24 protein-coding genes are annotated in these 26,306 nt (G+C 61.9%); 18 read left to right on the plus strand and 6 right to left on the minus strand.

The window, feature by feature from the left end; all coding sequences use genetic code 11:
• Positions 1-199: 199 nt before the first annotated feature.
• The 3 genes from GXN74_RS14470 (at position 200) to GXN74_RS05720 (ending at position 3,951) form a co-directional block, all read left to right on the plus strand.
• Positions 200-958 carry a prepilin-type N-terminal cleavage/methylation domain-containing protein gene (locus GXN74_RS14470; RefSeq protein WP_246208612.1) on the plus strand — a complete coding sequence of 253 codons (759 nt, stop codon included), beginning with the start codon at positions 200-202 and terminating at the stop codon, positions 956-958.
• A gap of 21 nt (positions 959-979) precedes the next feature.
• Entirely contained in the window at positions 980-1,774 is a 795-nt protein-coding gene (locus GXN74_RS05715; RefSeq protein ID WP_162370017.1) for a PhzF family phenazine biosynthesis protein, read from the plus strand.
• A 377-nt stretch (positions 1,775-2,151) separates the two neighbouring features.
• On the plus strand, positions 2,152-3,951 hold the full coding sequence (locus tag GXN74_RS05720) for a stalk domain-containing protein (protein ID WP_246208613.1): 1,800 nt from the start codon (positions 2,152-2,154) through the stop codon (positions 3,949-3,951).
• 545 nt (positions 3,952-4,496) lie between these two features.
• On the opposite strand, the gene GXN74_RS05725 is transcribed toward GXN74_RS05720, so the two are convergent.
• Positions 4,497-4,865, minus strand: coding sequence for a cyclophilin-like fold protein (locus GXN74_RS05725; RefSeq protein WP_162369962.1), 369 nt, complete (start codon positions 4,863-4,865; stop codon positions 4,497-4,499).
• Positions 4,866-5,103: 238 nt separating this feature from the next.
• Here GXN74_RS05725 and GXN74_RS05730 point away from each other — a divergent pair, with 238 nt between their 5' ends.
• The 5 genes from GXN74_RS05730 to GXN74_RS05750 all read left to right on the plus strand — a co-directional run bounded on the left by GXN74_RS05730 (position 5,104) and on the right by GXN74_RS05750 (position 10,503).
• Positions 5,104-5,802, plus strand: a complete 699-nt coding sequence (locus GXN74_RS05730) for an ABC transporter ATP-binding protein (protein ID WP_162369963.1) — start codon at positions 5,104-5,106, stop codon at positions 5,800-5,802.
• Positions 5,803-5,828: 26 nt separating this feature from the next.
• A complete protein-coding gene (locus GXN74_RS05735) occupies positions 5,829-8,051 on the plus strand; it encodes an ABC transporter permease (protein ID WP_246208614.1) in 2,223 nt (740 codons plus the stop codon).
• 40 nt (positions 8,052-8,091) lie between these two features.
• Positions 8,092-8,742, plus strand: coding sequence for a stalk domain-containing protein (locus GXN74_RS05740; RefSeq protein WP_162369965.1), 651 nt, complete (start codon positions 8,092-8,094; stop codon positions 8,740-8,742).
• A gap of 175 nt (positions 8,743-8,917) precedes the next feature.
• The gene (locus tag GXN74_RS05745) at positions 8,918-9,646 is read left to right on the plus strand and encodes a ferritin-like domain-containing protein (protein ID WP_212505718.1); all 729 of its coding nucleotides are present in this window, start codon (positions 8,918-8,920) and stop codon (positions 9,644-9,646) included.
• Positions 9,647-9,732: 86 nt separating this feature from the next.
• Positions 9,733-10,503, plus strand: a complete 771-nt coding sequence (locus GXN74_RS05750) for a DUF2500 domain-containing protein (protein WP_162369966.1) — start codon at positions 9,733-9,735, stop codon at positions 10,501-10,503.
• A 109-nt stretch (positions 10,504-10,612) separates the two neighbouring features.
• On the opposite strand, the gene GXN74_RS05755 is transcribed toward GXN74_RS05750, so the two are convergent.
• Both GXN74_RS05755 and GXN74_RS05760 read right to left on the minus strand, forming a co-directional pair.
• A complete protein-coding gene (locus GXN74_RS05755; protein WP_162369967.1) occupies positions 10,613-12,205 on the minus strand; it encodes an ABC1 kinase family protein in 1,593 nt (530 codons plus the stop codon).
• Positions 12,202-12,471 (minus strand): hypothetical protein, encoded by a 270-nt coding sequence (locus tag GXN74_RS05760; protein ID WP_246208615.1) that lies wholly within the window; start codon positions 12,469-12,471, stop codon positions 12,202-12,204. The genes GXN74_RS05755 and GXN74_RS05760 overlap by 4 nt, the downstream gene beginning before the upstream one ends.
• Positions 12,472-12,720: 249 nt before the next feature.
• Here GXN74_RS05760 and GXN74_RS05765 point away from each other — a divergent pair, with 249 nt between their 5' ends.
• From GXN74_RS05765 to GXN74_RS05780, 4 genes are all read left to right on the plus strand, one after another.
• Positions 12,721-13,140, plus strand: coding sequence for a VOC family protein (locus GXN74_RS05765; protein ID WP_162369969.1), 420 nt, complete (start codon positions 12,721-12,723; stop codon positions 13,138-13,140).
• Between the two features lie 109 nt (positions 13,141-13,249).
• Positions 13,250-13,810, plus strand: a complete 561-nt coding sequence (locus GXN74_RS05770; RefSeq protein ID WP_162369970.1) for a phosphohydrolase — start codon at positions 13,250-13,252, stop codon at positions 13,808-13,810.
• Between the two features lie 63 nt (positions 13,811-13,873).
• The gene (locus GXN74_RS05775; RefSeq protein WP_162369971.1) at positions 13,874-15,148 is read left to right on the plus strand and encodes an S-layer homology domain-containing protein; all 1,275 of its coding nucleotides are present in this window, start codon (positions 13,874-13,876) and stop codon (positions 15,146-15,148) included.
• Between the two features lie 183 nt (positions 15,149-15,331).
• Entirely contained in the window at positions 15,332-16,723 is a 1,392-nt protein-coding gene (locus GXN74_RS05780) for an S-layer homology domain-containing protein (protein ID WP_162369972.1), read from the plus strand.
• Between the two features lie 107 nt (positions 16,724-16,830).
• Here the strand turns inward: GXN74_RS05780 and GXN74_RS05785 are convergent, their stop codons facing one another.
• Entirely contained in the window at positions 16,831-18,324 is a 1,494-nt protein-coding gene (locus GXN74_RS05785) for a hypothetical protein (RefSeq protein ID WP_162369973.1), read from the minus strand.
• A gap of 227 nt (positions 18,325-18,551) precedes the next feature.
• Here GXN74_RS05785 and GXN74_RS05790 point away from each other — a divergent pair, with 227 nt between their 5' ends.
• The 6 genes from GXN74_RS05790 (at position 18,552) to GXN74_RS05815 (ending at position 23,835) form a co-directional block, all read left to right on the plus strand.
• Positions 18,552-19,733 (plus strand): MFS transporter, encoded by a 1,182-nt coding sequence (locus tag GXN74_RS05790; RefSeq protein WP_162369974.1) that lies wholly within the window; start codon positions 18,552-18,554, stop codon positions 19,731-19,733.
• A gap of 100 nt (positions 19,734-19,833) precedes the next feature.
• A complete protein-coding gene (locus GXN74_RS05795) occupies positions 19,834-20,256 on the plus strand; it encodes an HIT family protein (RefSeq protein WP_162369975.1) in 423 nt (140 codons plus the stop codon).
• An 80-nt stretch (positions 20,257-20,336) separates the two neighbouring features.
• Positions 20,337-21,284 (plus strand): EFR1 family ferrodoxin, encoded by a 948-nt coding sequence (locus GXN74_RS05800; protein ID WP_162369976.1) that lies wholly within the window; start codon positions 20,337-20,339, stop codon positions 21,282-21,284.
• Positions 21,285-21,326: 42 nt separating this feature from the next.
• Entirely contained in the window at positions 21,327-21,929 is a 603-nt protein-coding gene (locus GXN74_RS05805) for an RNA polymerase sigma factor (RefSeq protein WP_162369977.1), read from the plus strand.
• Entirely contained in the window at positions 21,919-22,977 is a 1,059-nt protein-coding gene (locus GXN74_RS05810; RefSeq protein ID WP_162369978.1) for a PepSY domain-containing protein, read from the plus strand. The genes GXN74_RS05805 and GXN74_RS05810 overlap by 11 nt, the downstream gene beginning before the upstream one ends.
• Before the next feature lie 102 nt (positions 22,978-23,079).
• Positions 23,080-23,835, plus strand: a complete 756-nt coding sequence (locus GXN74_RS05815; RefSeq protein WP_162369979.1) for a PepSY domain-containing protein — start codon at positions 23,080-23,082, stop codon at positions 23,833-23,835.
• A 103-nt stretch (positions 23,836-23,938) separates the two neighbouring features.
• On the opposite strand, the gene GXN74_RS05820 is transcribed toward GXN74_RS05815, so the two are convergent.
• Both GXN74_RS05820 and GXN74_RS05825 read right to left on the minus strand, forming a co-directional pair.
• Positions 23,939-25,042 (minus strand): S-layer homology domain-containing protein, encoded by a 1,104-nt coding sequence (locus GXN74_RS05820; protein ID WP_162369980.1) that lies wholly within the window; start codon positions 25,040-25,042, stop codon positions 23,939-23,941.
• Between the two features lie 283 nt (positions 25,043-25,325).
• The gene (locus GXN74_RS05825) at positions 25,326-25,988 is read right to left on the minus strand and encodes a GntR family transcriptional regulator (protein WP_212505719.1); all 663 of its coding nucleotides are present in this window, start codon (positions 25,986-25,988) and stop codon (positions 25,326-25,328) included.
• Positions 25,989-26,306 lie beyond the last annotated feature (318 nt).

Consider the following 26,306-nt stretch of genomic DNA (forward strand, 5'->3'; position numbering starts at 1 on the left):
ATAACACATATTCAAAAGCAGCTACTACTTTTTTGTTCTAAATCAAAAAAACATGGCTACGGGAAAGACTAAAGGCTTGAAAAACGATGTGCCTTGCCTAGCCATCGCGCCAGCGATTTGGTACAATACATCTAAGATTTGAAAAAAACATGCTGTTGATCAGGTTACATGAGGATGCACAACTTGGAGGTATGGCCGGATGGGAAAGCACTGTGGTTGGGGAAGAAAAGGCTTCACGTTGATCGAACTGATTGTCGTCATTGCAATTTTGGCCATTCTGGCAGCCGTCGCAATCCCAAGGTTTCCCGGTTTTGTTGAGGCTGCAAGGATCGCGGTCGACAAGAGCGTGGCGAAGTCCATGGCGACAGTGGTCTATGCGGGCAAGGCCCAAGGCTCGGAGCTGCCGGAGGATGAGATCGTCAAGGAGCATTACAGGGGGGAGGTCCCTTCGCCCATGAAAAGGGGAGAGAATGCTTTCGGATTTGCGTATGATCCGGGTGTGGGCAGTCTGGTGGTCTACTACCAGAATTCCGGAATCACCGTCTATCCGCTTTATGGAGGGATGATGGATTCGGGAGGATCCGGCGGCAGTCCGGAAGTCCCGGAAGATCCCGAAGAACCGGCAGGCCCAACCGACCAGCAGAGACTGGAGCAGGCGCTGGCGGGGGTTGCCCCAGGCAGCATCACCTACACTGATACCAACGCAAAGCTGGCGGTTCCTGCAGCGGGAGAGGATGGGGTGGTCTTCAGGTTCTATGGGGTCTCCAGCAGCAGCCAGGCAAGCATCACGCTCGGTGGGGACGGTATGACCGCAGTGATCACCCAGCGCCCGCCGGGAGGCAGCACCAGGACGTTGACATTGACCCTGCGGGCCACCGTTGGGGAAGTGGAGCAGGATGTGCGCTTCAGCGTGACCATTCCTGCATCGGGAGCCCCCACCATCACGCGTTTGGACTGACCAGAAGGAGGGAAAGCTTTGTTGAAATATTATGTGGTGGATGCGTTTGCGGACAATGTTTTCGAAGGGAATCCAGCTGGTGTGTGCATAATGGATGATTGGATCCCCATGGAAAAAATGGAGAAAATCGCAATAGAGAACAACCTGTCAGAAACAGCTTTTGCTGTGAAGGAAGGAAATTCTTATGGATTGAGATGGTTCACTCCCGGCGGAGAGATAGACCTCTGCGGTCATGCAACACTTGCAACCGCTTATGTTGTATTTAGGTTTGTCGAAAAAAATGCCGATGTGCTCCATTTCAATACAAAGAAAGCGAACCATCATCTCATTGTTAGAAAGAATGATGATTTGTTTGAAATGGATTTTCCCACCATCATACCTGAAAGGTATCACTTGACCGACCTGATGGTTGATGCGTTAGGTGCGGTTCCAGTAGAGGTGCTTAGAACCAGTAGGGATTTGATATTCATTTTTGATTCAGAGGATACGGTGAAGAAGCTAACGCCGGATTTCTCAAAAATAAAACAATTTCCAGTTGGATTGTCTGCCTATGTAACAGCAAAAAGCAAGGAATTTGATTTTGTAGCCAGAGCTTTTTGGCCAAAGATAAATGTCGATGAGGATCCCGTATGTGGCACGATGTACTGTTCTCTTATTCCTTACTGGAGAGAACAGAACGGCCTTGACAAGATGGTCGCCAGACAAGTATCCAAGCGTGGCGGCACGGTTTACTGTGAGTTTTGCGGCGAAAGGGTGAAACTAAGCGGTAGAGCGGCACTTTACTTGATTGGGGATATTTGTGTTGATGAAGAATAGACAGCAACTACGCCGGGCCGGGCAAACTTTTCCTCCCGGGTGGCGAATTCGCCGGGCTCGGTTGGGGCCTGGCCCCATGAACGGACCCAGAAGGACAAGAAGCGAACCGGCGGATTGTCCTTCTTTTTTTGCTCCTGATGAAGCCGCAAGGTCAAGTGAAAGTGATTGTAAGCAAATGGAATATGACCTATAATATACCTAAGGTTGCAAGTGTGAAAGACGGTTTTAAATAAGCATAAACAACGGTTGGAATTTCAGAAATACCATCATGTAAACAAGGTGAAACCCCTGGCGTACAAGCGATTGAAGGAGGTGATGCCGATATCATACTGGTGTGTTGGCAACAGGATGCATGAATGGAAAGGCAGGTGGATGTTATGAAATCAAAGAACATGAAACTAATTTCCTTTGTACTGCTCTTCAGCCTTTTGTTGACCGGGGTGGTGATGCCGTCCGGCATGGCCGTGGGGCAAACCCAGCAACCGATCAGCATCTTCGTGAATGGGGAGATCTTGGTGACGGACACCCCGCCCATCATCGAGTCGGGACGCACCCTGGTGCCTCTGCGGGCCATTTTCGAGCGCCTGGAGGCGGCCGTGGAGTGGGACGCGCTGGACAGGAAGGTGACGGCGACTAGAGAGGGGACCACCATCGTCCTGTATATCGGGAATGCGACGGCATGGGTCAATGGGGCCCCCGTCGTTCTGGATGTGCCGCCCAAGATTGTCAACAGCAGGACCCTGGTGCCCCTCCGGTTCGTCAGCGAATCCTTTGGGGCGGAGGTGGATTGGGACGGCCTCAACCGGATCGTCACGGTGGTGACCCAGACAGAGGCCCCGGAGGTTCCGGACTTCCAGCTGCCTGGCTTCAACCTGCCGGGCATCAACCTCTCCCTGTTGCCCGACTGGGTGAAAAACGGCCTGCTGCTTGCGCCCAACGACCGGACCTATGATACGGCGAAAATCCATGCGGATTCCCTGACCGTGCAGAAGGATGTGGACCTTTCCCTGCTGCAGCCATCCCAGGATTGGAGCAAGCCTCCGTATGCACTGGATTCGCTCATCTGCTGGTCCACCGGCTGCGACTACACGCCGTACGTGACCTTCACGGGGAACCAGGACGGCAGGGGCGGATGCATCGGACGATCCATGGTGCACATCATGAACATCCTGAAGGAAAGGGAGCATCCCTACACCCCGGACGTGTCCTTCTGGTATCTCCATGGCCGACAGGAGGAGCTGGCGGACGGGGGACCGGTCAACACGAAGTTCGTGCTGGAACAGAACGGAATCGCTCCGGAGGCTTCCTCCCATTCGGATTATGACAAGGTGATCATAGGCAAGGACGCTGCAGGCAACAGCACCTACGACTACAGCCAGATGCCCAGGCCCAATGGATGGACCAACTATCTGGCCTCCTATTACCGGATGCAGGAAAGCGGGGGATACGAACCCACCATCGAGAACATCCGGCATTTCCTGCGGAATTACGGCCCGCTGCTGGCGGGGGGAGACATCCCGCTGATCCAGGGGGATAACCCCGAACAGGGCCATGCGGTCACCATCGTGGGATACGACGATGTGACGAAGACGGTGAAGTGCCTGAACAGCTGGGGGGACACCTGGGGGGACCTGGGGAACGGGTATTTCACGGTTCCTTATGACGCCCTGGAGGACAACTTCAATTATGTGAGATTCTATCAGGTCATCCCGGTGGAGCGGGCCGGAACGGACCAGGCCTATTCCGCAAGGATCCATGTGGAGACCGGGGCCGATTCCCGTAACAAGCTGAAGGTGACCCTGGGCGTGGACGGCAGGAGCCCCTTCACCGTCTGGGACACCCCCAACGAGACCTTGTGGATCGATTACAGCAAGACATTGAAACTGGATGTGCCCCTGCCCATCTATGCGGTGGACTACTGGCCGCCCGCCACCGGCACCCACTGGTATGTGGAGGTGACGAACAATTCCACTTGGGATCCGGCGGTGTTGAAGGAGATCACATTCGCACGGCTCCACAAGAACCCGGATGGAAGTTATGCCACGGAAACGTTCAAGTCAACAGAATCGGGGGCAACCATCGCACCCGGGGAAACCAAAAAATTCTATGTCCCCAAGAAGACCACAATCATCGATCTGCCGATCGTTCCTATCGTACCGATCCTACCAATCCGATAGGCTGGGGCCGGATGAAACACAGGACATGCGTTGCGCTTCTAGCAGGTATCGACCGCATGCTGAACAGGGGAAGGGTTGTGCCGAACATCATCGGGGAATTGGCGTGAACCTGTAAAAAATGGGAATGTTGGGCTGCGTTGACAAGCGTGCTTCTGCTGGTGGTGCTGGCCGGTGCGGGATGCGGCAAGACACCGGAAGAAGCCGTCAAAGAGGATATCCAGGCAACCGAAGCTGGAACCGGGGAGACGGCTGGAGCGGCCGAGGTGGACATCGGCTCGGACGGCGGGGACGCGGTTGTTTCGATGGAAGCGGACGATGCTTCCGTCGTCGTCGACGCAGGCGGCCAGCAGGAATGGCCGGAAGACATCCCATCCTATGTGCCCCGCCTCCCTGGGGAGATCAACAGCATCGTGGAGCAAAGGGAAGAGGGATATCTTTCCAATGGAGTAGGTTCCGGATGCCCATTGACAGGAAGCAGACAAAAAGAGGACCAGGCAAATTGGCTGGTCCTCTTTTTGTCTGCAAACGTGCGCTGCCTTGCCTCTTCAGGTCAGGGTGAGGCGGATGCTTCCGCCCATGGCGTCCAAATCCTCAAGGCTTCCCCGGACGATCCGTCCCAAGGGGACTCCGGGGGAGGCCATCTTGGGACGGCTGTCGGTGCTGACCGGGGTGGGCCCGAAGAAGATGCAAAAGGCGTTGCCATCGGGCCAAAGGGCAACCTCCCCTTCCTTGAACCAGCTGGTCATCTCGGAGTGCACCGGTATCCTTCTGGAAATCGATCCATAGTACTCCCCGCCCCAGCGGGACATGGAAAGGTCCATGGGCAGGGCCTGCCTCAAGGCCTTTGCGGAGGGATTGTCGTACAGTTCGATTTCGAAAGTCTGGGCTCCTGTGGTCATGGTGATGGTCTTCATGAAAAACCTCCTTGGGTCATCGGTGTCCGTCAACAGGTCCATTGTACCAAATCCGGGGAGGTTTGCCATCCTCCCCGCTGAATGAAATATCCCGTTGGAATTGTGCATCAAGTACGAGAAAAGCAGGCGCCTTCAACCAAACGCAAAATTCGTTGTAAGGTGCCGGTTTCTGTTCTATAATTGAATCAACGACAATCGCCCAAGCAGGATTCCAAGGCTGGGAGGAGAGGAGGCCGCCATGTTCATCGAAGTCACAGGCTTGAAGAAGGGCTACACCACCGGGGAGGTCAGGACGGAGGTCCTGAAAGGGGTGGACCTGCAACTGGAAAAGGGGGAGATCGGCGTCATCCTGGGCCCTTCGGGTTCGGGGAAGTCCACCCTGGTGAACATCATCGGCGGGGTCGACCGGTCGGACGGGGGCAGCGTGATGGTGGACGGCACCACCGTCACGAGCCTTAAGGACGTGGAACTGACCGAGTACCGCCGGGAGAACATCGGCTTCGTCTTCCAGTTCTACAACCTGGTGCCGAACCTGACCGTCGGGGAGAACATCGAGGTCTGCGCCAACATCAGCACCGCCCCCCTGGACGTGGACCAGGTCCTTGCGTCGGTGGGGCTCCTGGACAAGAAAGACCGCTTCCCCCGGGAGCTGAGCGGCGGGGAGCAGCAGCGGGTCTCCATCGCCCGGGCCATCGTGAAGAACCCCAAACTGCTCCTGTGCGACGAACCCACGGGAGCCGTCGATTTCGAAACATCCCGGAGCATCCTGGCGCTGTTGCAGCGCATCAACACCGATTTCGGCACCACCATCCTGATGATCACCCACAACACGGCGATTTCCGGGATGGCCAACACCGTGTTCCGGTTGCGGAGCGGGGCTGTGGTGGAACGGGTCCGGAACAAGGAAACGCTTCCGGCGGAAAGGATTGAGTGGTAATGGCGCTGCATCGAAGGTTATACCGCATGTTCAAGGAAAATCCGGCACGCCATATCGGCATCCTGGTCCTGGTGCTGATCGGCAGCTTCACCTTCGTGCTGGCCTCGGGGATCTCCCGGAACCTGGGCGACCTGATGACGGACTTCATGGAAGAAAACCGGCAGGAGGACATTTCCTTTCGGACCGACCGTCCCATACCCGACAGGGAGTCATTGGAGGAACAGGCCGGGGCCCTCATCGAGGAATCCCTGAGCCTGGACGCCCCCCTGTCCGACACGGCCACCTTGCGGCTGCTGGGCGCCACCAGGCGGGTGAACGTGCCGGCCGTGCTGGAAGGGCGCATGCCCGAAGGCCCGGAGGAACTCCTCCTGGAACCCACTTGGGCCGGAGCCAACGGGTACACAGTGGGGAGCACCCTCCAGGCCGGGGGCAAGAGCTTCACCGTGGTGGGATACGTGGCCCTGCCCAACTACATCTATCCCCTCCAGAACCCCTACGACATCCTGCCCTCTCCGGAACGGTTCGGCGTGGGTGTGGTGGACCCCGCAGCCCTGGAAGGGATGGAGGGCGTGGTGAAGATCCAAGGGGCCCGGTTCCTGGATCGGGACGGCAGCATCAACCAGCAGACGGTCCGCTTGCGGGAGCTGCTCCTTGAGCAGGGGGTCGCCGCGTCCGACTGGATCCCCATCGGACTCAACCGGCGGGCGTCCACGCCCTGGGCCTCCGTCACGGGGATGCGCACCATGAGCGTACCCCTGCCTGTGGGGATGTTCCTCCTCTCCTGCCTGGTCATGGGAATCCTGGTCTGGCGCATGGTCCGACAGGATGCGGTGGTGGTGGGGACCCTGTACGCCCAAGGCTACCGGCGCCGGGAGCTGATGCGCCACTACATGGCCCTGCCGCTCCTGGTGGCCTTGGCCGGGGGGACCGCCGGAAGCCTGCTGGCCCTGTCGGCCATCCGGCCCAGCGTCCTGGCCATGCTGGACTATTATGTGCTGCCCGTCACGGCCATCCGGTGGAGCGCACCGGAACTCCTGGCCGGCCTGCTGGCCCCCGTGCTCTTCCTGGGCCTGGGGGGCTGGCTGGCCGTCCGCAGCGAGTTGAAGCGCCCCCCGGCCGAGCTGATGAAGGGGGGGAGCCGGAAGACCAAGGTCAGCGCCTTGGAACGGAAGCTCCGGCTGGAGGGGCTCCGGTTCGGGACCAGGTTCAAGCTCAGGGAGCAGCTTCGGAGCATCCCCCGGCTGCTGTTCCTCCTGCTGGGTGTGGTCGGGGCGTCCCTGATCATGCTGCTGGCCTTCACCATCCTGAGCTCCTTCACCCACCTGCTGACCAGCGACATCAGGGAGACCTACCGGTTCGACTACGAATACGCCTTCCGGGAACTCCAGACCGGGGAGGTGCCGGAAGGGGCGGAAGCCTTCTCCGGGGCGGTCTTCCACCTGGAAGGGGACGAGGGCGCCGAGTTCTGGGCCTCCGGGGTGCAGCCGGATTCCAGGCTCCTGACCCTTAGGGACAAGGACGGCAACCTCCTGCCCAACGACCGGACGAACATCACCAGGCCCCTGGCGGAGCGCCTGGGCGTGGAGGCCGGGGACACGATCCGGGTGGTGGGGAAGCTTACCGGGAAGGTCCATGAATTCAGGATCGACGCCGTGGCCCAGTCCTATACGGAGCACTTCCTCTTCCTGCCGATCGACCGGTTCAACGAGGAGCTGGGGTATCCCCCGGACAGCCATATGGGGCTCTTCAGCACCCGGGAACTGGAGATCCCCCCGGAGGCGCTTGCGGGGGTCAAGGACATGGGGGAAATCCCCGCCGCCATGGAGGCCTTCTTCGGAGCCACCGTGGCCATGGTGGGGGCGATGGTCCTCCTCTCCGGCGTGATGGGGCTGATCATCATCCAACTGGTCACCTCCCTGATCATCGAGGAGAACAGGAACACCATCTCCCTGTTCAAGGTCTTCGGCTACCGGCGCAGGGAGGTCCGGTCCCTGATCCTGGACAGCACGGACCTGGTGGTCCTGGCCGGCTTCCTGGCAGCCATCCCCCTGGCGGCGGCCTCCTTCGGGAGCGTGTACAGCAACCTGGGGGACACCATGGACTTCACGATTCCTACGGTGGTGGACCCGCTGTACGTGCTCCTGAGCTTCCTGCTTGTCCTGGCCACCTACCTGCTGGCCAAGAAGCTGGGAGGCAGGAAGGTGGACAGGGTGTCCATGGCCGAAACGCTGAAGGCGGTGGGGGAATAGAAAGAAGAATAGACAGAAGAGATTATGGGGAGGTAAGGGTATGAAAGAAAATGGTGACAGGTTCAAGCCGGATTGGAAAGACATCCTGATTGCGCTGGGGGCCATCCTGGTCCTCCTCTCCTTCGCCCTGGCCCACTTTGCGGCAAGGGAGCCGGCAGCGCCGGTCGGGCCGGAGACGGAGGCCAGGAATGTCCAGCCTGCGGTCCCGACGCCGGACGGGGAGGGGGAGGAAGGCGGAGGAGGGGAAACCGCCGAAACGGCAGCAACAGCCGATCCTGCCATCGCTCCGGCTTCCAATGCGGCCGAAGGCAAACGGATTGTGGTCCAGATCGGGAATCCGATGATGGAAGTCGACGGTGTGGAGAAGGAGATCGACCCGGGCCGGGACACGGTCCCGTTGATCCAGGAGGGGAGGACGCTGCTCCCCATCCGGACCCTTGTGGAGAGCATGGGGGGGACCGTAAGCTGGGTTGCGGAGGAAAAGGGGATTGTATTGGACGCCAGGGGCACATCGATCGAGATGTGGCTGGACAGGAACGAAATCCGCGTGGACGGAGTCCAAGGGAAGACGGACGTCGCCCCCCTGTCGGTCAACGGAAGGACCATGGTACCGGTCCGGTTCGTGGCGGAGAACTTCCGCTGCGAGGTGGTTTGGGATTCCGATACCAAGAAAGTGACCCTCGAATATTGAGACAGGCAAAGCAAAGGACCGGCCGTCGGCCGGTCCTTTGCTTTGCCTGCTGTTCCAGACGAAAGAAGGATTTTCCGGCAGGAACCTTTCTCCATTCACAACTTTTTTACATTTTGGGACTATACTGGACTTGAAAGCGAAACCAACCAACCCACTACGATTGGAGGCGGTTGCAATGACAACCAAAAGAATGAAGAAACTCATCCCTGCAGTCCTCACCCTGTCCATGATCTTCGCATCCACCACCGTATTCGCCAGCACGGACGATTACGGCGCAGGCGGCGCGGAAGCCGACACCGACCTCACACTGAAAGAAATGCTTGACTATGCCATACAGGACGAATACCTTGCCAGAGCGGAATATGAAGCGATTATGGAAGAATTCGACGTGACCAGACCCTTCTCCAACATCATGGAAGCGGAAGAACAGCACATCAGCGCACTCCTGCCCCTCTTTGAGAAGTACGGCATCCCGGTCCCTGAGGACACGGCTGCGGAACATGTGGTGATTCCGGAAACGCTGAAGGAAACCTTCGAGATCGGCGTCCAGGCGGAAATCGACAACATCGCGATGTACGAGAAATTCCTGACCCAACCAGACCTTCCCGAAGACATGGGGATCGTGTTCACGGCACTTAGGGACGCAAGCGTGCACCATCTGGCGGCCTTCGAGCGCGGCCTGGAGCGGATCGACAGCAGGCCGGCAAGGGGTGGTGCCCGGGCGGTCGGCAACGGCCCGGCAAGCGGCAACGGACCAGCGGTCGGCAACGGCCCCGCCAGCGTCGACGGACCTGCCGGACCCGGAAAAGCTGTGGGACGCCCCACGGAAGCTGCCGGAAACAGGAACAACCTTGGGGGCGGCGGTGACAGGGTGCGCCTTCAGGACGGCAACTGTCTGGATTGACAAAAAAACAAGGAACTTGTATAATTTTAGCAATCGGGCAGCCGCAGGATACCGGTTGCCCGAAAGTCTTGAGAGGGGGAAAAAACATGTCCATAAGCACAGTTTTGCTATTGCTGGTCGCCGTCGTGCTGCTTGGTGCGTTGGCCGCGGTGGTACTGGCGGTGTTCACCGTCATCCGGAATTCCAGGAGTCAAAGGGAGGCGCCCGTGGTCAGCGTCCAGGCCAAGGTCCTGGGGACCTACAGCCAGTCCTACGAGTCCCATACGGTGGACACCGCCGATGCCCGGACGACCAGCACCTACCGGGTGGAGTTCCTGCTGGAGGACCGGTCCCAAAAGACCTTCAAGGTGGGGAAGAAGCAGTTCTTGGCCTTGAACGACGGGGACCGGGGAGTCCTCACCTTCCAGGGGGACAGGCTGGTGGGCTTCGAGAGGGGTCCGCGGCCCGATACCGCAACCGCAAGCCACCGGCCGGCGGGTTCTGGATATTTCTTCCAGGAGGGGGACCGACAGGGGCCGACACTGAAGTTCTACGCCGATTCCCAGGAGCTGGGGGTCAGCATTCCGGGAAGCTCCCCCCTGCCGTGCACCTTCGACGAGGTGGTCCGGTATGCCAAGCGCATGCTGGAGGACACCACGAAGGACAACTTCTTCGGCCTGGAGAAGCCCAGCGGGGAAATCCTGCAGTTCTCCAAGGCCGGGGCGGGGGCTCCGGTGGAGGTGGACATGCCCGTCGGCCAGGGGAAGTCCCACCAGGGGGAGCTCCGGTCCATGGAGCAGCTGGAAGACTGCATCCGCGGCTTCTATGAAGGGGAGGACCTGGTGGTCAAGTTCGGCCTGGTGCTCCAGGCCTGGTAAAGGAAGAGGAAAAAGGGAAGGCTACGGAAACCGTGAACCGCGTTTCCGTAGCCTTCCCTTTCGTTTGCCGCATTCGCCGCTTTTCCCCTTGGGGCGGAGGTGGCTCCCCCTACCGCTCCCGCCAGATCCCCAACAGCAGGCCGGCCGCCAGGAGGATGGAAAGGCCGAAGCCGGCCAGCCCCAGGGCGGGGACCCCCAGCCACCGGGGGGTGAGGTCCGTGGTGCATAGGATGCCGGAGCCCACCAGCATGGCGGAAGCCACCATGCCCGCCGTCAGCCGCCCCACCAGCCAATAGGCGGTCCGGTCCAGGGCCTTGGAGGGGGTAAGCTCCAGGTGCATCCTTCCCTGGCCTTTGGCCCCCATCTTCAGCAGGTCGGAAAGGAGGACGGGCAGCCCCAGGGCTTTGTGTCCCGCCGCCGCCAGCCCGGCCGCGTCCTGGAGCAGCTGCCGCTCCCAGTCCTCCCGGTGGGGAAGCCGTCCGGCCATCCGTCCGGCGGCGATGTCCAGGAGGCTGATCCCCGGGCTCACCACCGACAGCACCCCTTCCAGGGTGGCCATACCCCTGCCCAGCATGGAGACGCCCCCGGGCAGCACGATGTGTTGCCGACGGGCCAGATGCAGGAAATCCTCCAGCACGGACCCCATGTCGATGGAAGCCAGGTCCACGGTCCCATACTTGGTCAGCAAGTCGTCGATCTCCCCATAAAGGGCGTTCTGGTCGGTACCTTCCCCCAGGGCCCCCATGGCCAGCAGCACATCCTTCAGGGCCCCCGGGTCCTTCCGGGCCATGGCCCGCACCCCCTGGTCCAGGAGCTGCCGGTTCCGGGGGGAGAGGTGGCCCATCATCCCGAAGTCGATCCAGACGATCCGGCCGTCCCGGATCCGCAGGTTCCCGGGATGGGGGTCCGCATGGAAGAATCCGTCCTCCACCACCTGCTTCAGGTAGTTTTGGGCCAGCTTGGCCCCGATCTCCTCCAGGTCGTAGCCTTCCGCCCGGAGGGCCTGGGTGTCCGTGACGGGGATGCCCCGGATGTGCTCCATCACCAGCACGTTCCCGGTGGAAAGCCCCCGGAAGACCCTGGGGACGTCCACATAGGCCACGTCCCGGTTGTTGCGGGCGAAGGTCTCCATGTGCCCGGCCTCTATGCGGAAATCCATCTCCTCCTGGGCCGCCGCCCAGATCTCGTCCAGGACCATGCCGAAATCCACCACGTCCCCGGTCCCGCCCACCACCCGGGCCAACCCCAGGGCCCTGCGGATCAGGGCCACGTCCTGGCGCATGGTCTCGTGGATCCCTGGGCGTTGGACCTTCACCACCACGGGGGTGCCGTCGGCAAGCTCCGCCAGATGCACCTGGGCGATGGAGGCGGCCCCCAAGGGGACGGGATCGAACCTGGGAAAAAGCGTGCCGAGCGGGGGGTCCAGGGACCTGGCGATGACCCCGTAGACCTCTTCCACGGGCATGGGAGCCGCCTCCGAATGGAGCTTCTTCAGCTCCTGGCAATAGGCGGCGGGAAGCAGGTCCGAGCGCATGGCCATCACCTGCCCCAGCTTCATGTAGGTGGGGCCCAGGTCCTCCAGGAGGGCCCGCAGCTTCACCGGGGTCAGGCCCTTGGCGGCCCGGTGCTTCCGAAGCAGGGAAAGGATCTCCAGGAACCGGGCCCTGTCCGTGCCGCCCTTGGGCCTGGCTTCCCCCGTCATTCCTTACCCTGCCGCTCCAGTTCCCCGATTCTGGCCTTCAGGGCCTGCAGCTCTTCCGGTGTCAGCTGGTCCACCCGGTCGATCAGGGAGGAGGGGGAGGCCTTGTGCTTCAGCTCCGCATACGCCGCCTTCCCCTTCCGGACGGTGGCGTCCCCCTTTTCCACCAGGATGTCGAATCCCTTCTTGGCGCTCTCCGCAGCCACGGCGGCTCCGCCAATCCCCGCCAGCATCAGTTTCCTAAGGTCGTCTCCCAATCCATTACCCATGTCCATTCCCCTTCCCATTCGATTTCCCTGTAGCTGTTTGGTGGTCTTCCTTTCCAAATCATACAATGATTGTACCACAAGAACGGCTGTCTGAACATGGGGGAAGGGCTTGAATCCTGCCTGCTGCCGCTGGGTGCCCCGGCTACCTTCCCGGGGACGGTAGTTTCCTTTCCCGGGAAAACATGGTATAATGGAAGAACGGATAGGGATGCGGCGGGAGTGGTTTTTCGATTGAAGGAGGCAGTACGTATGAGCGTTCAAGCGTTTGTGAATTTCAATGGAAACTGTCGGGAAGCGGTCAAGTTCTATGCGGAGGCCTTCGGCGTGGAAGAGCCGAAGATCATGACCTTCGGGGAGATGCCGCCGGACGCCGATTTTCCCCTGGACGACTACACCAGGGAGCTGGTGATGTACACGGACCTGAAGATCTTCGGGGGCATCGTGATGTTCTCCGACGCCCTGCCGGGCAGGGACGCCACCATCGGGGACAACATCAGCCTGGTGCTTACCGGAACGGACGAGGAGGCCCTGACCAGAGCCTTCAACAACCTGAAGGTGGGCGGCAAGGTGGAGATGGACCTTCAGGAGACCTTCTGGAGCAAGGTCTACGGCTATCTGGTGGACAAGTACGGCGTCGGATGGCAGGTGAGCCTCGCGGAGGAAAAGTAAGGACACGCCGAAAGGGCGGCTGCGGCCGCCCTTTCGGCGTGTCCGGGCTTGTTTTCCCGGGGAATCTGTTGTACCATAAGGGTAGGACGGAAACGAAAAGAGGCGAAATATGGCGGACTACATTCTCACCTATACGAAAACGAAATTCCATCCACTGGACCCCGTGGAGGAGGACATCCATATCGAGGACATCGCCCACTCCTTGTCCCTGATGACCAGGGCCAACGGCCACTTCAGGCATTTCTACTCGGTTGCCCAGCATTCCATCAACTGCTGGAGGGAAGCCGCAAGCCGGGGCCATTCCGACCGGGTGCGGCTGGGGTGCCTGCTCCACGACGCCAGCGAGAGCTACCTGTCGGACATCACCCGACCGGTGAAGCGGAACCTGCACGCCTACGGTCCCATGGAGGAGCGGCTGCAGAAGGCCGTCTACCGGCGGTTCGGCATCGGGGACCTGACGGAGGAGGAGCTGGGGCGGATCAGGGAGATCGACGACGCCCTGTTGTACCACGAGTTCCAGGAGCTGATGGAGGTGGCGGTCATGGAGGTGATGCCCGTCCACTCCAGGGAGCTGGATTTCTCCCAGAGGGATTTCGGCAGTGTGGAAAAGGAGTTCCTTTCCGCCTTCAGGAGGACGGTTCCGGAGAATCCATCAGTAACGCAACAGTAACGCAACAGTAAACGCAACAGTAAACACAAAAGTTAAACGCATAAGATAAGAGGAGGACTTGCCATGGGAACGACGAAAAACAAGCTTTTATCGCTGCTGCTGGTGGTGGCCATGCTGACCCTGTCCCTGGGGACCGTTTTTGCCCAGGAGACCCACACCTACGGGGAGGAGGCCGTGACACTGAACCGGCTGGGGCTCTTCAAGGGGACCTCCCAGACGGCCTTCGTCCCGGACCTGGGCGGGGCCCTGACCCGGGAGATGGGCGTCACCCTGCTGCTGCGCCTCTTCGGCCTGGAGGAGGACGCCCTGGGGATGACCGAAGCGGAGACCGCGGCCGCCCTGGCGCCCTTCACGGACACGGGAGCGGTATCCGGCTGGGCCAGGAACAACATTGCCTATGCGGTGGAGAACGGGATCCTGGTGGGTGTGGCCGCGGACAGGCTGGCTCCCATGGAGCCCCTGATTGGGAAGATGTACGCCACCATGATCCTGCGGCAGCTGGGCCATACGGTGGACGCCGCGGACTATGACCAGGCGGCCCAGACCCTATCGGACAAGGGAGGCGTCACCCCGGAGGAGGCCCAGAAGTTCAATGAAAAGGCCCTGATCCGGGACGACGCCGTGGGCATGACCTTCGGCTCCCTCCAGGCGGTGGACGGGGAAGGCAGGAAGGCCATCGACCTGCTGGTGGCTTCCGGAGCCGTGGACGGGGAACTGGCGGCCGAACTGGGCGTCTACGCCGCGCCGGTGGAAGAGGAAGAGCCCGGACCGGATCCGGCAGGCAGGCTGGCGGACTACACCGGCAGGGCCTTCGGACTGGTCCTGGAGACGGCCAGGGTGCTGAATTCCGCCGGGGATGAGGTCCAGGAGCTGGAATTCCTCATCGGGAAGGATGTCGTGTACGTGCCGACCAGGGACGACGACACCCTGGACCTGGACCTGCAGGCCGCCCTGGATGCGGGGGACCTGTTCGGACTTAGGATGCAGTTCGGGGTGGTGCGGAACGCCTCCACCAGCGGACTGGACTTTGCGGGACTGGGGACCGTCAGCGGATTCGAGGACCACACGGGATCCGCATGGGCGAAGGTCCTGGAGCGGAACGATTCCGTGGTCACCATCGATTATGACGGGGACGAGGACGGGAATCCGGACATCCGCACCATCATCGAAGGTCCCATCGTCTACAGGGCCAAGCTGGTGGGTGGCAAAGTCACCTACGAACCGGGGGTGCTTAGGGACATCAAGGCGGACGCTTTCGTCCGGCTCTACACCGTCTCCGGGGACGACCCGGGGATCGTGGAGGTGGTGCTGGTCTCTGAAATGGTGAACGTGCGGTAGGATGCCGGGGAGACCGGGGGAGTCGCCACCCTTTTTGCCGGAGAACGGGGGCTGGAAGGCTACGACATCCTGTCCAGCCAGGAGGAACTGAAGAAGACGAGCGGGCTCCCGGCCGGCCGCAAGCCGGCTGCGGAGCTTCGTGCGGACACGGATCGAGACGGACATGGGGACAAGGAGACCGGCATGAAGATGGGGACAGGACGATTGAAAAGGGGCGCCGCGCTGGCGCTGGCGTTCCTCATGGCCTTCGGGGCCATGGGACAGGAAGCCCACGCCTACGAGGGGGTGGACACCTGGTTCGTGGAGGGGATTGGGGAGGCGGAGAGCTGGGGGATCATCCCAGAGAGCTTCGTCAACCGCAGGATGGACCGCCCGGTGACCCGGGGAGAGTTCGCCGAGGCGGTGGTGCTGGCCTATGTCAGCGGAGGCGGGGAATGGCCCCGGAATTGGGAGCGGGAGGTCTTCGGGGACGAGGTGGGCCTCCATGGGGACATGGCCTACGCCTTGGGAATCGTCACGGGATACCCGGACGGCACCTTCCGGCCGGAGGGGGAGATCACCCGGGAGGAGATGTTCGTGATGATCGGACGGCTGCTCGGGCAACTGGGAGACCTGAAGGCGGTGGATCCGGCGGTGGTGGAGACGGTGCTGGCCGGCTTCGGGGACGCATCCAGCGTCAGCGCCTGGGCCAGGGAGGCGGCGGCCGTGGTGGCGGGCAGGCGGATCGTCCTGGGCACCGACCTGGGGAACCTGGAGCCCCAGCAGAACACCACCCGGGCCCAGGCCCTGGTGATCCTGAAGCGGTCCATGGAGACGGTGGCCCCAGGGCCCGTCTCCCAGCGGACCAGGGACCGGCGGCTCAAGGAGCTGGCCCAGGCCGCCGCCGGAACGGACAACACCGGGACGGACAACCCCGGAACGGACGACGCCGGGACCTCCCAAGAAGGGACATGGCTGGCCTATGAGGGCAGTGGGGAACCGGTTTCCGACGGGTGGCAGACGGAAGGCGGCCGGTACACCCGGCTCTCCCTGGAGGAGCTGTACACCCCAGAGGAACTGCTGGTGATGCCGGGGACCAATTCCGTGAAGCATGCCCTGGTCTTCGGGGAGCCGGACGCCCCCTTCTACCAGACCGAGGAGGAGGCCCTGGAACACATGGTGGCGGTCACGGTGGACGTGTGGCAGCTGCAGGACGACGGGACCAAGACGGCCGGCAGGCGTACCCTCACGGTCAACGTGGCGGTGGCGGAAATGGTGGAGGCCGTCTTCCGGGAGGTCTTCGAGGGGGAGGAACGGTTCTCCATAAAGGATGTGGGCGGCTACGCCTGGCGGGCCAGCCCTACCTCGGAGCACCGGTGGGGCCTTGCCATCGACATCAACGCCAACGAGAACCCGCTGGTCCGGTCCGACGGGACCATTGTCGTCGGCACCCACTGGCTGCCCGGGGAAGACCCCCATTCCATCCTCCCCGACGGGGACGTGGTCCGGGCCTTCAAGAAGTACGGCTTCAGCTGGGGCGGGGACGCCTGGTCCCAGAACAACGACTACATGCACTTCTCCTTCCTGGGGAAATGAAAATGAAGAAAAGGCAGCCGCGGCTGCCTTTTCTTGTGGAATGGAACAGGGGGACGGTTCTTCCGTACCAGAACTGGTACGGAAGAACCGTCCCCCTGTTCCAAACTTCATTCTCCGAATCCCAGGTAGTCCGAAATTCCGTTCCTGTCCATCCAGAGCCGCTTGTGCCCCATGAGCATGTCCAGGGCGGGGTTGCGCTTCCCGAACAGCTGTCCGAAGACCGCCTGGACCCGGACCAGGTCGTTGTAGGTCAGGGTGGAGTAGTCCTCGTAGCCCATGGAGCCGTCGGGCAGGATGGCGTATTCCAGGTTGCCGTCCCCCATGACCCAACGGTCCCGGGTGTGTTCGATCCCCAGGAGCATCCGGACGGCGAAGTCCAGGTCGGCCTCCGCCCCCCCCACCCGGTAGAGGTGCAGGAAGGCGTGGATGGCCTGGAGCTGGTGGTTCAGGGAGATGTGGGTGTCCAGGGAGGAGTCCCCCATGCTGTAGTCCTCCACCAGCCAGCCCTCCTCCGGCAGGAGCAGGGGTCCCTTCTCCAGGACCGGCAGGGTGGTCCGGTGGTTGGCCGTCCCGTGCCACAGGTAGAAGTCCCCCAGGGTCCTGGCGGTGGCCCAAAAGTTCCCGTAGCCGTACTTCTCCCAGGCCAGCAGGTAGGTCTCCAGCATGTCCGCGTTGAAGCGGGTGTCGAAGAACCCCGGCTCCATGCCGTAGTTGGACCGGAGCCAGCCGCTCTCCGGAAGGGAGGGGAAGAAGCCCGCTGCGTTCAGGTTGGCGGACCCCAGGGCAAGGTAGGAGGCCCCCAGGAGCTCGTCCAACAGGCTGTCCCCGTTTTTCACCAGGTGGCTGATGAGGTACATGGAGGGGTTCCGCCAGTAGGCCCCCGGCCCGGAAGGGGTGTAGGAAGCCGGGCTCTTGTAATAGTAGCCGTCGAAGCCCAGCCGGGCCTGGCGGGTGAAGTCGTAGCGGCTCCAGCGCTCCGCGGTCCCCGGGTCCGAAAGGTCCAGCAGGGGCTCCCTGGAACCCGCGCCGTAGAGGAGGCCATGCTCCTGGTCTAAAAACCGGACCCCGGACTGGCCTTCAGGCTGGAGGGAAACGGTCACCAGCCAGCCGTCCCCCTGCCGCTGGAGGGTGATTCCGCTCCCGCCCTCCGCGGCCTGGATGGTCCCCCGGCCCAGGTCCCGGTACAGGTAGGGCTGCCCCAGGAAGAGGTTGTACTCCGCCGTCTCCAGAAAAAGCGGCCCGTCCCCAGGCAGGGGGCCCGGGGCCAGAGGGCGCACCACCAGGCTGCCGTCCGCCCGGAAGAAGGAAAGGGTACCCTCCCTCCCGGGAAGGACGAAGCTGGTGGTGTAGGGGATGGGGGCCTGGAAATCCACCCTCCGGACGAAGAAGAACCCCCGCCCCCCGTAGGACACGTTCCGCTGGAGGGTCTCCACCTGGCCGAAGCGGGCGGACTCCTCCAGCACCTCCAAGGCATAATCCGGTTCCGGCTCCAGTTCCATGTCCGGCCCGGCGGCCCAGACGCTCCGGTGCAGCAGCAGGGCGAAAAGAAGGCTTGCAAGTCCCAATCCAAATGCCGATCCCAATCCTGATCTCAATTTCATAGGCACCTCCCGTTTCCGAAGATGTATTCTTTGGATGTGTTCTTTGGAACCATCATACCACAGGGGAAAAAAAGTTGCCAGAAAGTGCGACAGAAAAGGGCACCTTTCGCAAGGAAAGGGGTTCCACCCCGTTGTATAATGGAGTTTCCCATTGCAATGCTGCGCATGCAAAAGACAGCGCATGCAAAAGACTGCGCATACCAAGAAAGAGAAGGGGGAACGCCGCCATGGCTCCGGAAAAATTGTGGAACAGACAGTACATCGCCATCAACCTGCTTGTTTTTGCCTGTTTCCTCACCCAGAACATCCTGATCACCACCGTGCCGCTCTATGCGGTCGAAATAGGAGGGACCCCGTCCACAGCAGGGGCCTTCATGTCCGTCATCAGCCTCACGGCCCTGGTCCTCCGGCCGGTGCTGGGCAACCTCATGGACGTCCGGAGCAGGAGGCTGGTCCTCGTCCTGGGGGCGTCCACCCTGGCCCTGGTGGCCTTCCTCTTCGGCTTCACCGCCACCCTGGCACTGCTCCTGGGGTTGGGGGTCCTGATGGGCCTGGGGGTCAGCGCCCTCTCCACGGCCACCCCCACGGTGGTGGCGGATGTGACGCCCCCCTCCCGGCTGGCGGAGGGGATCAGCCTCTACGGCGTCGCCACCAACCTGACCATGGCCGCAGGACCCTTCCTGGCCTTCCTGCTCATGAAGAGCCACGGCTTCTCCGCCACCTTCCTTACGGCCTCCGGCATCGCCCTCCTGGGGCTGGCCCTCACCCGCCTGGTCGACTACGAGAAACGGCGGAAGAAGCCCGTCCGGCCACCATCCTCCGGCGCCCTCTTCGAAAGGACGGTGCTGCGGCCCTCCCTCTACCAGGCCTGCATGGCCTTCGGCCTGGCGGTGGTCATCACCTTCCTCCCCATCTACGGGGCGTCCAGGGGCATCCCGGACATCGGCCTCTTCTACACCTTCTTCGCGGCCGGCACGGTGACGGTCTCCTTCTTCACCGGAAAAATGGTCCAAAAGCATGGGGCCCGTCGTGTCTTCCTTCCGGCCCTGGCCTTCCAGGCCGCCGGTTTCCTCCTGCTGGCGACCGCCCGGTCCCTGCCCCAGGTGCTGGCCGCCGCGGTCCTCTACGGCCTGGGCAACGGCGCGGGCTTCGCCGTCGTCCGAATCATGGGCATGCAGGCAGCGCCACCCGAAAGGCGGGGGGCGGCCAACGCCACCATGTTCGCCTCCATGGACGTGGGGATCGCCCTGGGGGCCCTGCTCCTGGGCCAGGTCTCCACCCGGTTCGGCTTCGGAGCCGCCTTCACCCTCGGGGCGGCGGTGGTCCTCCTGGACGGGGTCCTTTTCTGCCTGCTGGACCCGTCGGAAAAACCCTCGGGTAAAATCGCCCTGGAGGGTCCCCAGGCTTGACCCGCCCTTCTATTTTTGATACTATGGGAAAGAACGGACATCAAAAAAAGAAGGGAGTAGTCGGGCCGAACCGGAAGGGGGAGTCCGACGCAGTGACAGCATGGCAAAGGATATGAATTGCGCGTATTGTGTGGAGGGGGACCTCCTGGCCGGTTTCGGCATCAAGATCACGGAGCTGGACAACGCCCTGGTCTACCTTTTCAAGGAGCAGAGCCACAAGGGAAGGGTCATCGTGGCGACCAAGGAGCATGTGGGAGAGATGGCCTTCCTCACCGACGAGCAGAGGGACGGATTCTTCAAGGACATGGCTAGGGTGGCGAAAGCCCTCCATGCGGCCTTCAAGCCGGACAAGATCAACTACGGCGCCTACGGGGACACGGGCGGACACGCCCACTTCCACCTGGTGCCCAAGTACAAGGACGGATTCGAGTGGGCCAGCATCTTCGCCATGAACCCCGCGGAAGTCTACCTCACCGACGAGGAGTACGCGGCCGTCATCGAAGAGATCAAAGCGAACCTGTAATCTGCAGGACGAAAGGTGCCGGGCACTGTGAACGGATGTTCACAGTGCCCGGCACCTTTTTTCCGTGGGGGCTGGGGAAGATGAAAGAGAGCGGCCATCCGAACCGCTTGTACAGGGCGGGGATTTGGTGTAACATGGAGGGAGAAGAAGTTGACGGAAGGAAGGGTGATGCGTACATGATGAAAAACCTGCTGTTCTATTTCAGCGGCACGGGCAACTCCCTGGCGGCCGCGAAGGCGGTGGCCGGGCGGCTGGGGGAGGCGGAGCTGGTTCCCCTGCTCTCTGCGGACCCCGGGGCGGTATGGGAGGCGGAGACGGTGGGGATCTTCTATCCCATCCACATGAACGCCACCCCCTGGTCCGTGGCGGATTTCCTGGGCCGGCTGCGCCTGGCAGGGCCCTGCCATCTCTACGGGGTGGCGACCCACGGGGGACTGCCGGGCAAGGCGGGCTGCCATCTGCGGCAGGTCCTGGCGGACCACGGGCTGGCTCTTTCCGCCTACTTCGAGATCGAGATGATCAACAACACCCCCAAGGGGGTGGCCCCCAGGCCCCTCATGCGGATGGACTGGGAGAAGGGGATCGGGCCTAAGGACCTGGAACGGATGGAGGCGCGGCTCCAGGAGGGGGCGGACGCCATCGCCGCCGCAGTCCGGGCCAGGGACCGGGAGTCCCTTGCGGCGCTGGACGAAAAGGCACGGGGGTTGGGCTACGGGATCATGCGCCTGCTCTGGAAGTCGGGAGGGAACTCCAAGCCGAAGCTTTCCTTCCTGCTGGACGAGGCCTGCACGGGCTGCGGCATCTGCGAAAAGGTCTGCACCACCAGGCGGATTTCCATGGGGTCGGGAAGGCCCCGGTGGGCGGAGGACAACTGCAACTACTGCTACGCCTGCTTCAACTACTGTCCGGTCCAGGCCATCGGCGTGAAGCACTATGTCAAGAAGCTGGGGCGGTACCACCATCCCCAGGTGGGGTGGCGGGAGATTGCGGGACAGAAAGGAGGTCCTGATCCCCCAGCCCTGCGATAAAACCCCCTCCTCCCGCGTTGTCCTATCAGAAAGGAGCGGCCCATGATCCTCTTTGCCCAAGTCCTCGGCGAACCGGCCCCGCCGGACCGTTCCAAGCCGGGGCAGCCCAAAATAGACGAAACCCTCTTTTTCCGGATTGGGGCGGGGGACAAGGATGCCTTCGAGGAGTTCTACCGCCTCACGGAGCGGACCCTCTACGCCTACAGCCTGTCCCTGGTACACAACCACCACGACGCCCTGGACATCCTCCAGGAGACCTGCCTGAAGGTCCGGGCGGCGGCCCACCTCTACGAGCCCCGGGGGAAGCCCCTGGCCTGGGTGCTGACCATCGCCAAGAACCTGGCCTACAGCAAGTTCCGCCGGGATAGCCGGATGGTGGACGGGGAGTCCCTGCGGATGGAGGACAGCCTGGATTTCTCCTATGTGGAGGACCCGGAGGACAGGATGGTGCTGGAGTCGGCCCTGACCATCCTGACGGAGGAGGAGCGGGCGGTCGTCCTTCTCCACGCCGTGGCGGGGGTCCGGCACAGGGAGGTCGCCCAGAGCCTGGGCAAGCCCCTGTCCACGGTCCTTTCCAAATATTACAGGGCCCTGAAGAAGTTGCGCCAGCATCTGGAGGAAAGGGGGGTGCCCGATGAAAAATAGGACAATCAAGGAACGGCTGCGGCGGGCGGTCCAGGCGGCCCCCCTGGACGTATTCGACAAGATGAAGGACATGCCGGTGGAAAGGATGGAGGTTCACGACGCCATCACCCGACAGGAGCCGGGAAAAAGGAAAAGGGCCTCCAGGTCCAAGCCCCTGGGGATGTCCGTGGCCGCGGCCAGCCTGGCCCTGGCCTTCAGCCTGGGCTGGTTCCTCCAGTACCGGACCGTGGACACCCTGGTCTACCTGGACCTGAACCCCTCCATCCAGCTCGCCGCCAACCGCAGGGACCAGGTCATCGGCCTGGAGGCCCTGAACGGGGAGGGGGCGCGGCTGGTGGAACGGGTGGAGTACCGGAGGAAGACCCTGGCCCAGGTCACCGGGGAGCTGCTGGACATCCTGCTCCTGGAGGGCTGGATCGATTCCGACAACCACACCCTGCTCCTTTCCGTGCGGAACAAGGACCAGGCGCGGGGGGAGGAGCGGACCAAGGCGCTGAACCAGGTCATCGGTGGTGTCTTACGGGAAAATAGGATCGATCCGGTGGTCCTGCGCCAGACCATGGTGGAGGAGAGCGACACCGTCCGGGAGTTCGCCCGGACCTATGGGGTGTCCCCCGGCAGGATGACCTTCATACGGAACCTGATCCTCCTGGATCCGGAGCTTGCGGTGGAGGAGCTGGCGGGCCTGTCCCTGGAGGGGCTGCTCCGCCTGTCCAAGGAGCAGGGGTTGGACATCCACAGCATCGTGGAGTGGGACGAGGAGGAGTGGGACGGTTCCGATTCCGACCGGGATGAGGACGATTCGGACGACGGCAGCGCCGGCGCCCCCGGACCGGCACCGGCGGCGCCCCAGCGGATTGGAGCGGAAGCGGCCAGAAGGATCGCCCTGGGCCTAGCGGACGCCCGGATCGTGGACCTGGAGCTGGAAGAGGACGACGGCGTCTGGTACTACGAGATCGACATGGAAGGCGGCGGATTCGAGTACGAAATCGAGATTCACGCCTACACCGGAGAGGTCCTGAAATTCGAGAAAGAGGAAGACGACTGAAAAAGTTCCGGAAAAAATTCCCGAAAAATCAATAGCATGCGATAAAAAACCTCCTTCATGCATTAACCTTGTACCAAAGCACAAACGAAGGAGGTTTTCATCATGAAAAGAACGGCATTCACAGTCATCGGCACCATCGCCGCACTGATGGTTTTCCTGCTTGTCGCCCAGGCGGCTTCCCGAACAAGTTCGGACCGTTCCCGTGCGGACCAGGCGGATGCGGTTTCCCAGGCCACCGTACAGGCTGGGGAACAGACCACCAACCAGAATACGGACCAGGCCGCAGAACAAGCAACGGTCCAGCCGGCCGGCCGGCGGATCACCGTCGCGGAGGCGCAGAAGATCGCCACGGACAGGGTGGACGGGCAGATCAGGGAAATCGAACTGGAATCCGACGACGGCCTCTTGCGGTACGAAATCGAACTCCGGGGCAGGGACGGCTTCGAATATGAGCTGGAGGTCGACGCCTCCACCGGCCAGGTCCTGAAGTTCGAACGGTACGGAAGCGATGGAACCGGCACAAGCGCCGGCACAAGCGTCGGCAACAGCGCCGGCAACAGCACCGGCACGGCAGCGGCACCTGCAATTTCCGCACCTGCAACTCCGGCGCCGGCTCCACAGACCCCAGCAGCGCGGACCGCACCCCCGGCACCCCCGGCAGACAGGCGGACCATCGGAATGGCGGCCGCCAGGAACATCGCCCTGGGCCTGGCCCCCGGCACCGTCAGGGAACAGGAGCTGGATGAGGACGACGGACGGCTGGTCTACGAATTCGAGATCAAAAGCAAAGGACGGGAAGTGGAGGTCGAGATCGACGCCCACACCGGGGAAGTCCTGAAGATGGAAATCGACGACTGAGATGATGTGGGAGAACCGTCCCCATGCATCATTCTTCGGCCTACGCCAAAAGAAGAGGGGCAGCCGCGGCTGCCCCCCTTTGAAACACATTTTTTCCGGAGTTCTAGGTCGTCCATTCCCCGTTGACGACGGCAACCACGTACCAGACGCCGTCCTGCTCTTCCAGCACGATGTACCGGCTACGCCAGTCCATGCCGCCGTACTGTGTGGTGCCTTCCACGAACAGCTCCACAAAGACCGCGTCGGGATAGAAGTCGGGGATGTTGTTCAGCAGGGATCCCCGGCTGACAACCGTATCGTACTGGATGTCGTTGGGAACGCTGAAGTCCCGGGCGGCGACGTAGCGGTCGAAGTACGCCTGGGCGGTCATTTCGATGTCGTCCCCGGTGCCGTCCTCAACACCCCACACCAGGATGGCGGGGCCGGTCAGAAGGGCGGAGAGGGCGGCGGGGCTGACCACCTGGTGGTCGTTCTCCACCCAGGTGTAGGGGGAGAAGCGGATGCCCTTGTCGGGATGGGCGTAGGCGGCAAGGCCATCCATGTCCCCGTCATCCAGGAGGGCGGAAATGTCCTGGGCCAGGGCGGTCAGCATGGCGGGCTGGGTGAAAGCCGGGTTCACGGCTTTGGCCATGAAGATGGAGAATTCGGCCCGGGTCATGGGGTTGCCGGGCTTGTAGGTCCCGTCCGGGTATCCCGTGGTGATGAAGTTGTCCCGCATGGCCTGGACATGTCCAAAGGCCCAGTGGGAAGCGGGGACGTCGGAGAAGGGAGAGGAGGTTCCGGTGGAGGGCCAGCTGTAGGCCCCTGCCAGTACCGCGGCCACCTCGGCCCGGGTCATGGCTTTCTCCGGCAAAAAGGTGCCGTCGGGATAGCCGTTCATGACGCCGGCGGCCTCCAGGGCTCCGATGGCCTGGCTGGCCCAATGGCCGGCGGGTACGTCCGGAAAGCCGGCGGGCTGCTGGGCCAGCTGGAGCTGGGCGGCAACCACCATGGCCACCTGGGCCCGGGTCAGGGTCCGTTCAGGCCCGAAGGTGCCGTCGGGGAAGCCGTTCACCAGGCCCTCCCCGGCCAGATAGGCGATTTCGGTCTCCGCCCAGTGTCCGGCAGTGTCCGGAAAGGCGGATGCGGCCGAAAGGGTTCCGTTCCCCAAGGTCAGCAGGAGTGAAGCGGTGCAGATGCAGGCAAGCAATTTCTTCTTGATGTCCATAGTGCGCTCCTTTCAAATCCTCTCTGGGTTCCGTGTACGGGTGCTACCTCCATGGTACCCCCGCCGGGGGGAAAAGGCAACCGTTTTTTGCGGGGAAAAAGCCGGTTCCGGGGGAAGCTGACGGCCTTGATGTACACTTGGGGACAGTCCCCAAGTGTACATGGATTTATTGGAATCCCCACAAAAAAAGGGCCAATCCGGCTTGGATGGGCCCTTTTTTGTGGGGATTACCGGGTCTGTCCTTGCCCGGGATGCGCACTTGGGGTCTGACCCCAAGTGCGCATCATTCCCCCAGCACGTCCTCCAGGTTGATGCCCTTGGGAGTGTCCATGTGGAACAGGGTGGTCTCGTAGATGTTTTTCACGTCCCCCCGCTTCATGGCCTCGTGGATGGCCACATGCTCCGCCAGGGTGTCCTCCATCCGCTGGGGATGGGAGAGGGAGAGGCCGGCCAGGCGCTTGATCTTGTAGGTGTAGTTCTCGAAGATGCTGCTGAACACGGAATTGCCGGCGAACTCCACAATCTTCAGATGGAAGGCGAAGTCGTGCTGGATGAAGGCCTGGATGTCGTGGCTGGTCTCAAGGACCTCCCGCTGCTTCCCCAGCAAGCCTTCCAATTCCTCCAGCAGGGCCTGGGCCCTGGCCGTGTCATGCTGCTTGGTGATGAGCAGGGTGCAGTAACACTCGATGGCCGACCGGACCTGGAAGGTGTCCTCCACGTCCTTCGGGGACATCTGGTGCAGCATGAACCCCTTGCTGGGGATGATGTCGATGAAGCCCTCCTGGGACAAGCGCTGGATGGCGTCCCGGGTGGGGGTCCTGGAGACCCCAATCTCCTTGGAGATCTTCGTCTCGGAATAGATTTCGTTGGGGCGGAACTGGTTCGTGAGGACCATGTCCCGGATATGCTCATAGGCCCTTGACTGTAAGGGTTGGATTTTTCTCATTTTTACACACCATCCTGTCTGCGCCGTAGCCTTGATGGAAGAAACCGGTCTTGTTAATTTAATAGCATACTACACTTTGCGGGATTGGTCAATACCGGCCGGCAACCCGGCAAAGGGGGAAAAGGTCCCGGAAAAGCATTGATAAGATATTAACATAGTAATCCAATGGAAGCGGAAACTACTTGTGCAATGCGCACAATGAAAAAGGGGCGGCGCTGTGGGAATTGTAGAATAAAAAACAAGGTATTGACCGGTATACCGGTATGTAGTAGTATAAATACATAAAAGGGCGAAGGGCACTGCAGGTCCGAAAGTCCG

The organism is Anaerotalea alkaliphila, assembly GCF_010179735.1.
Lineage (GTDB): Bacteria > Bacillota > Clostridia > Lachnospirales > Vallitaleaceae > Anaerotalea > Anaerotalea alkaliphila.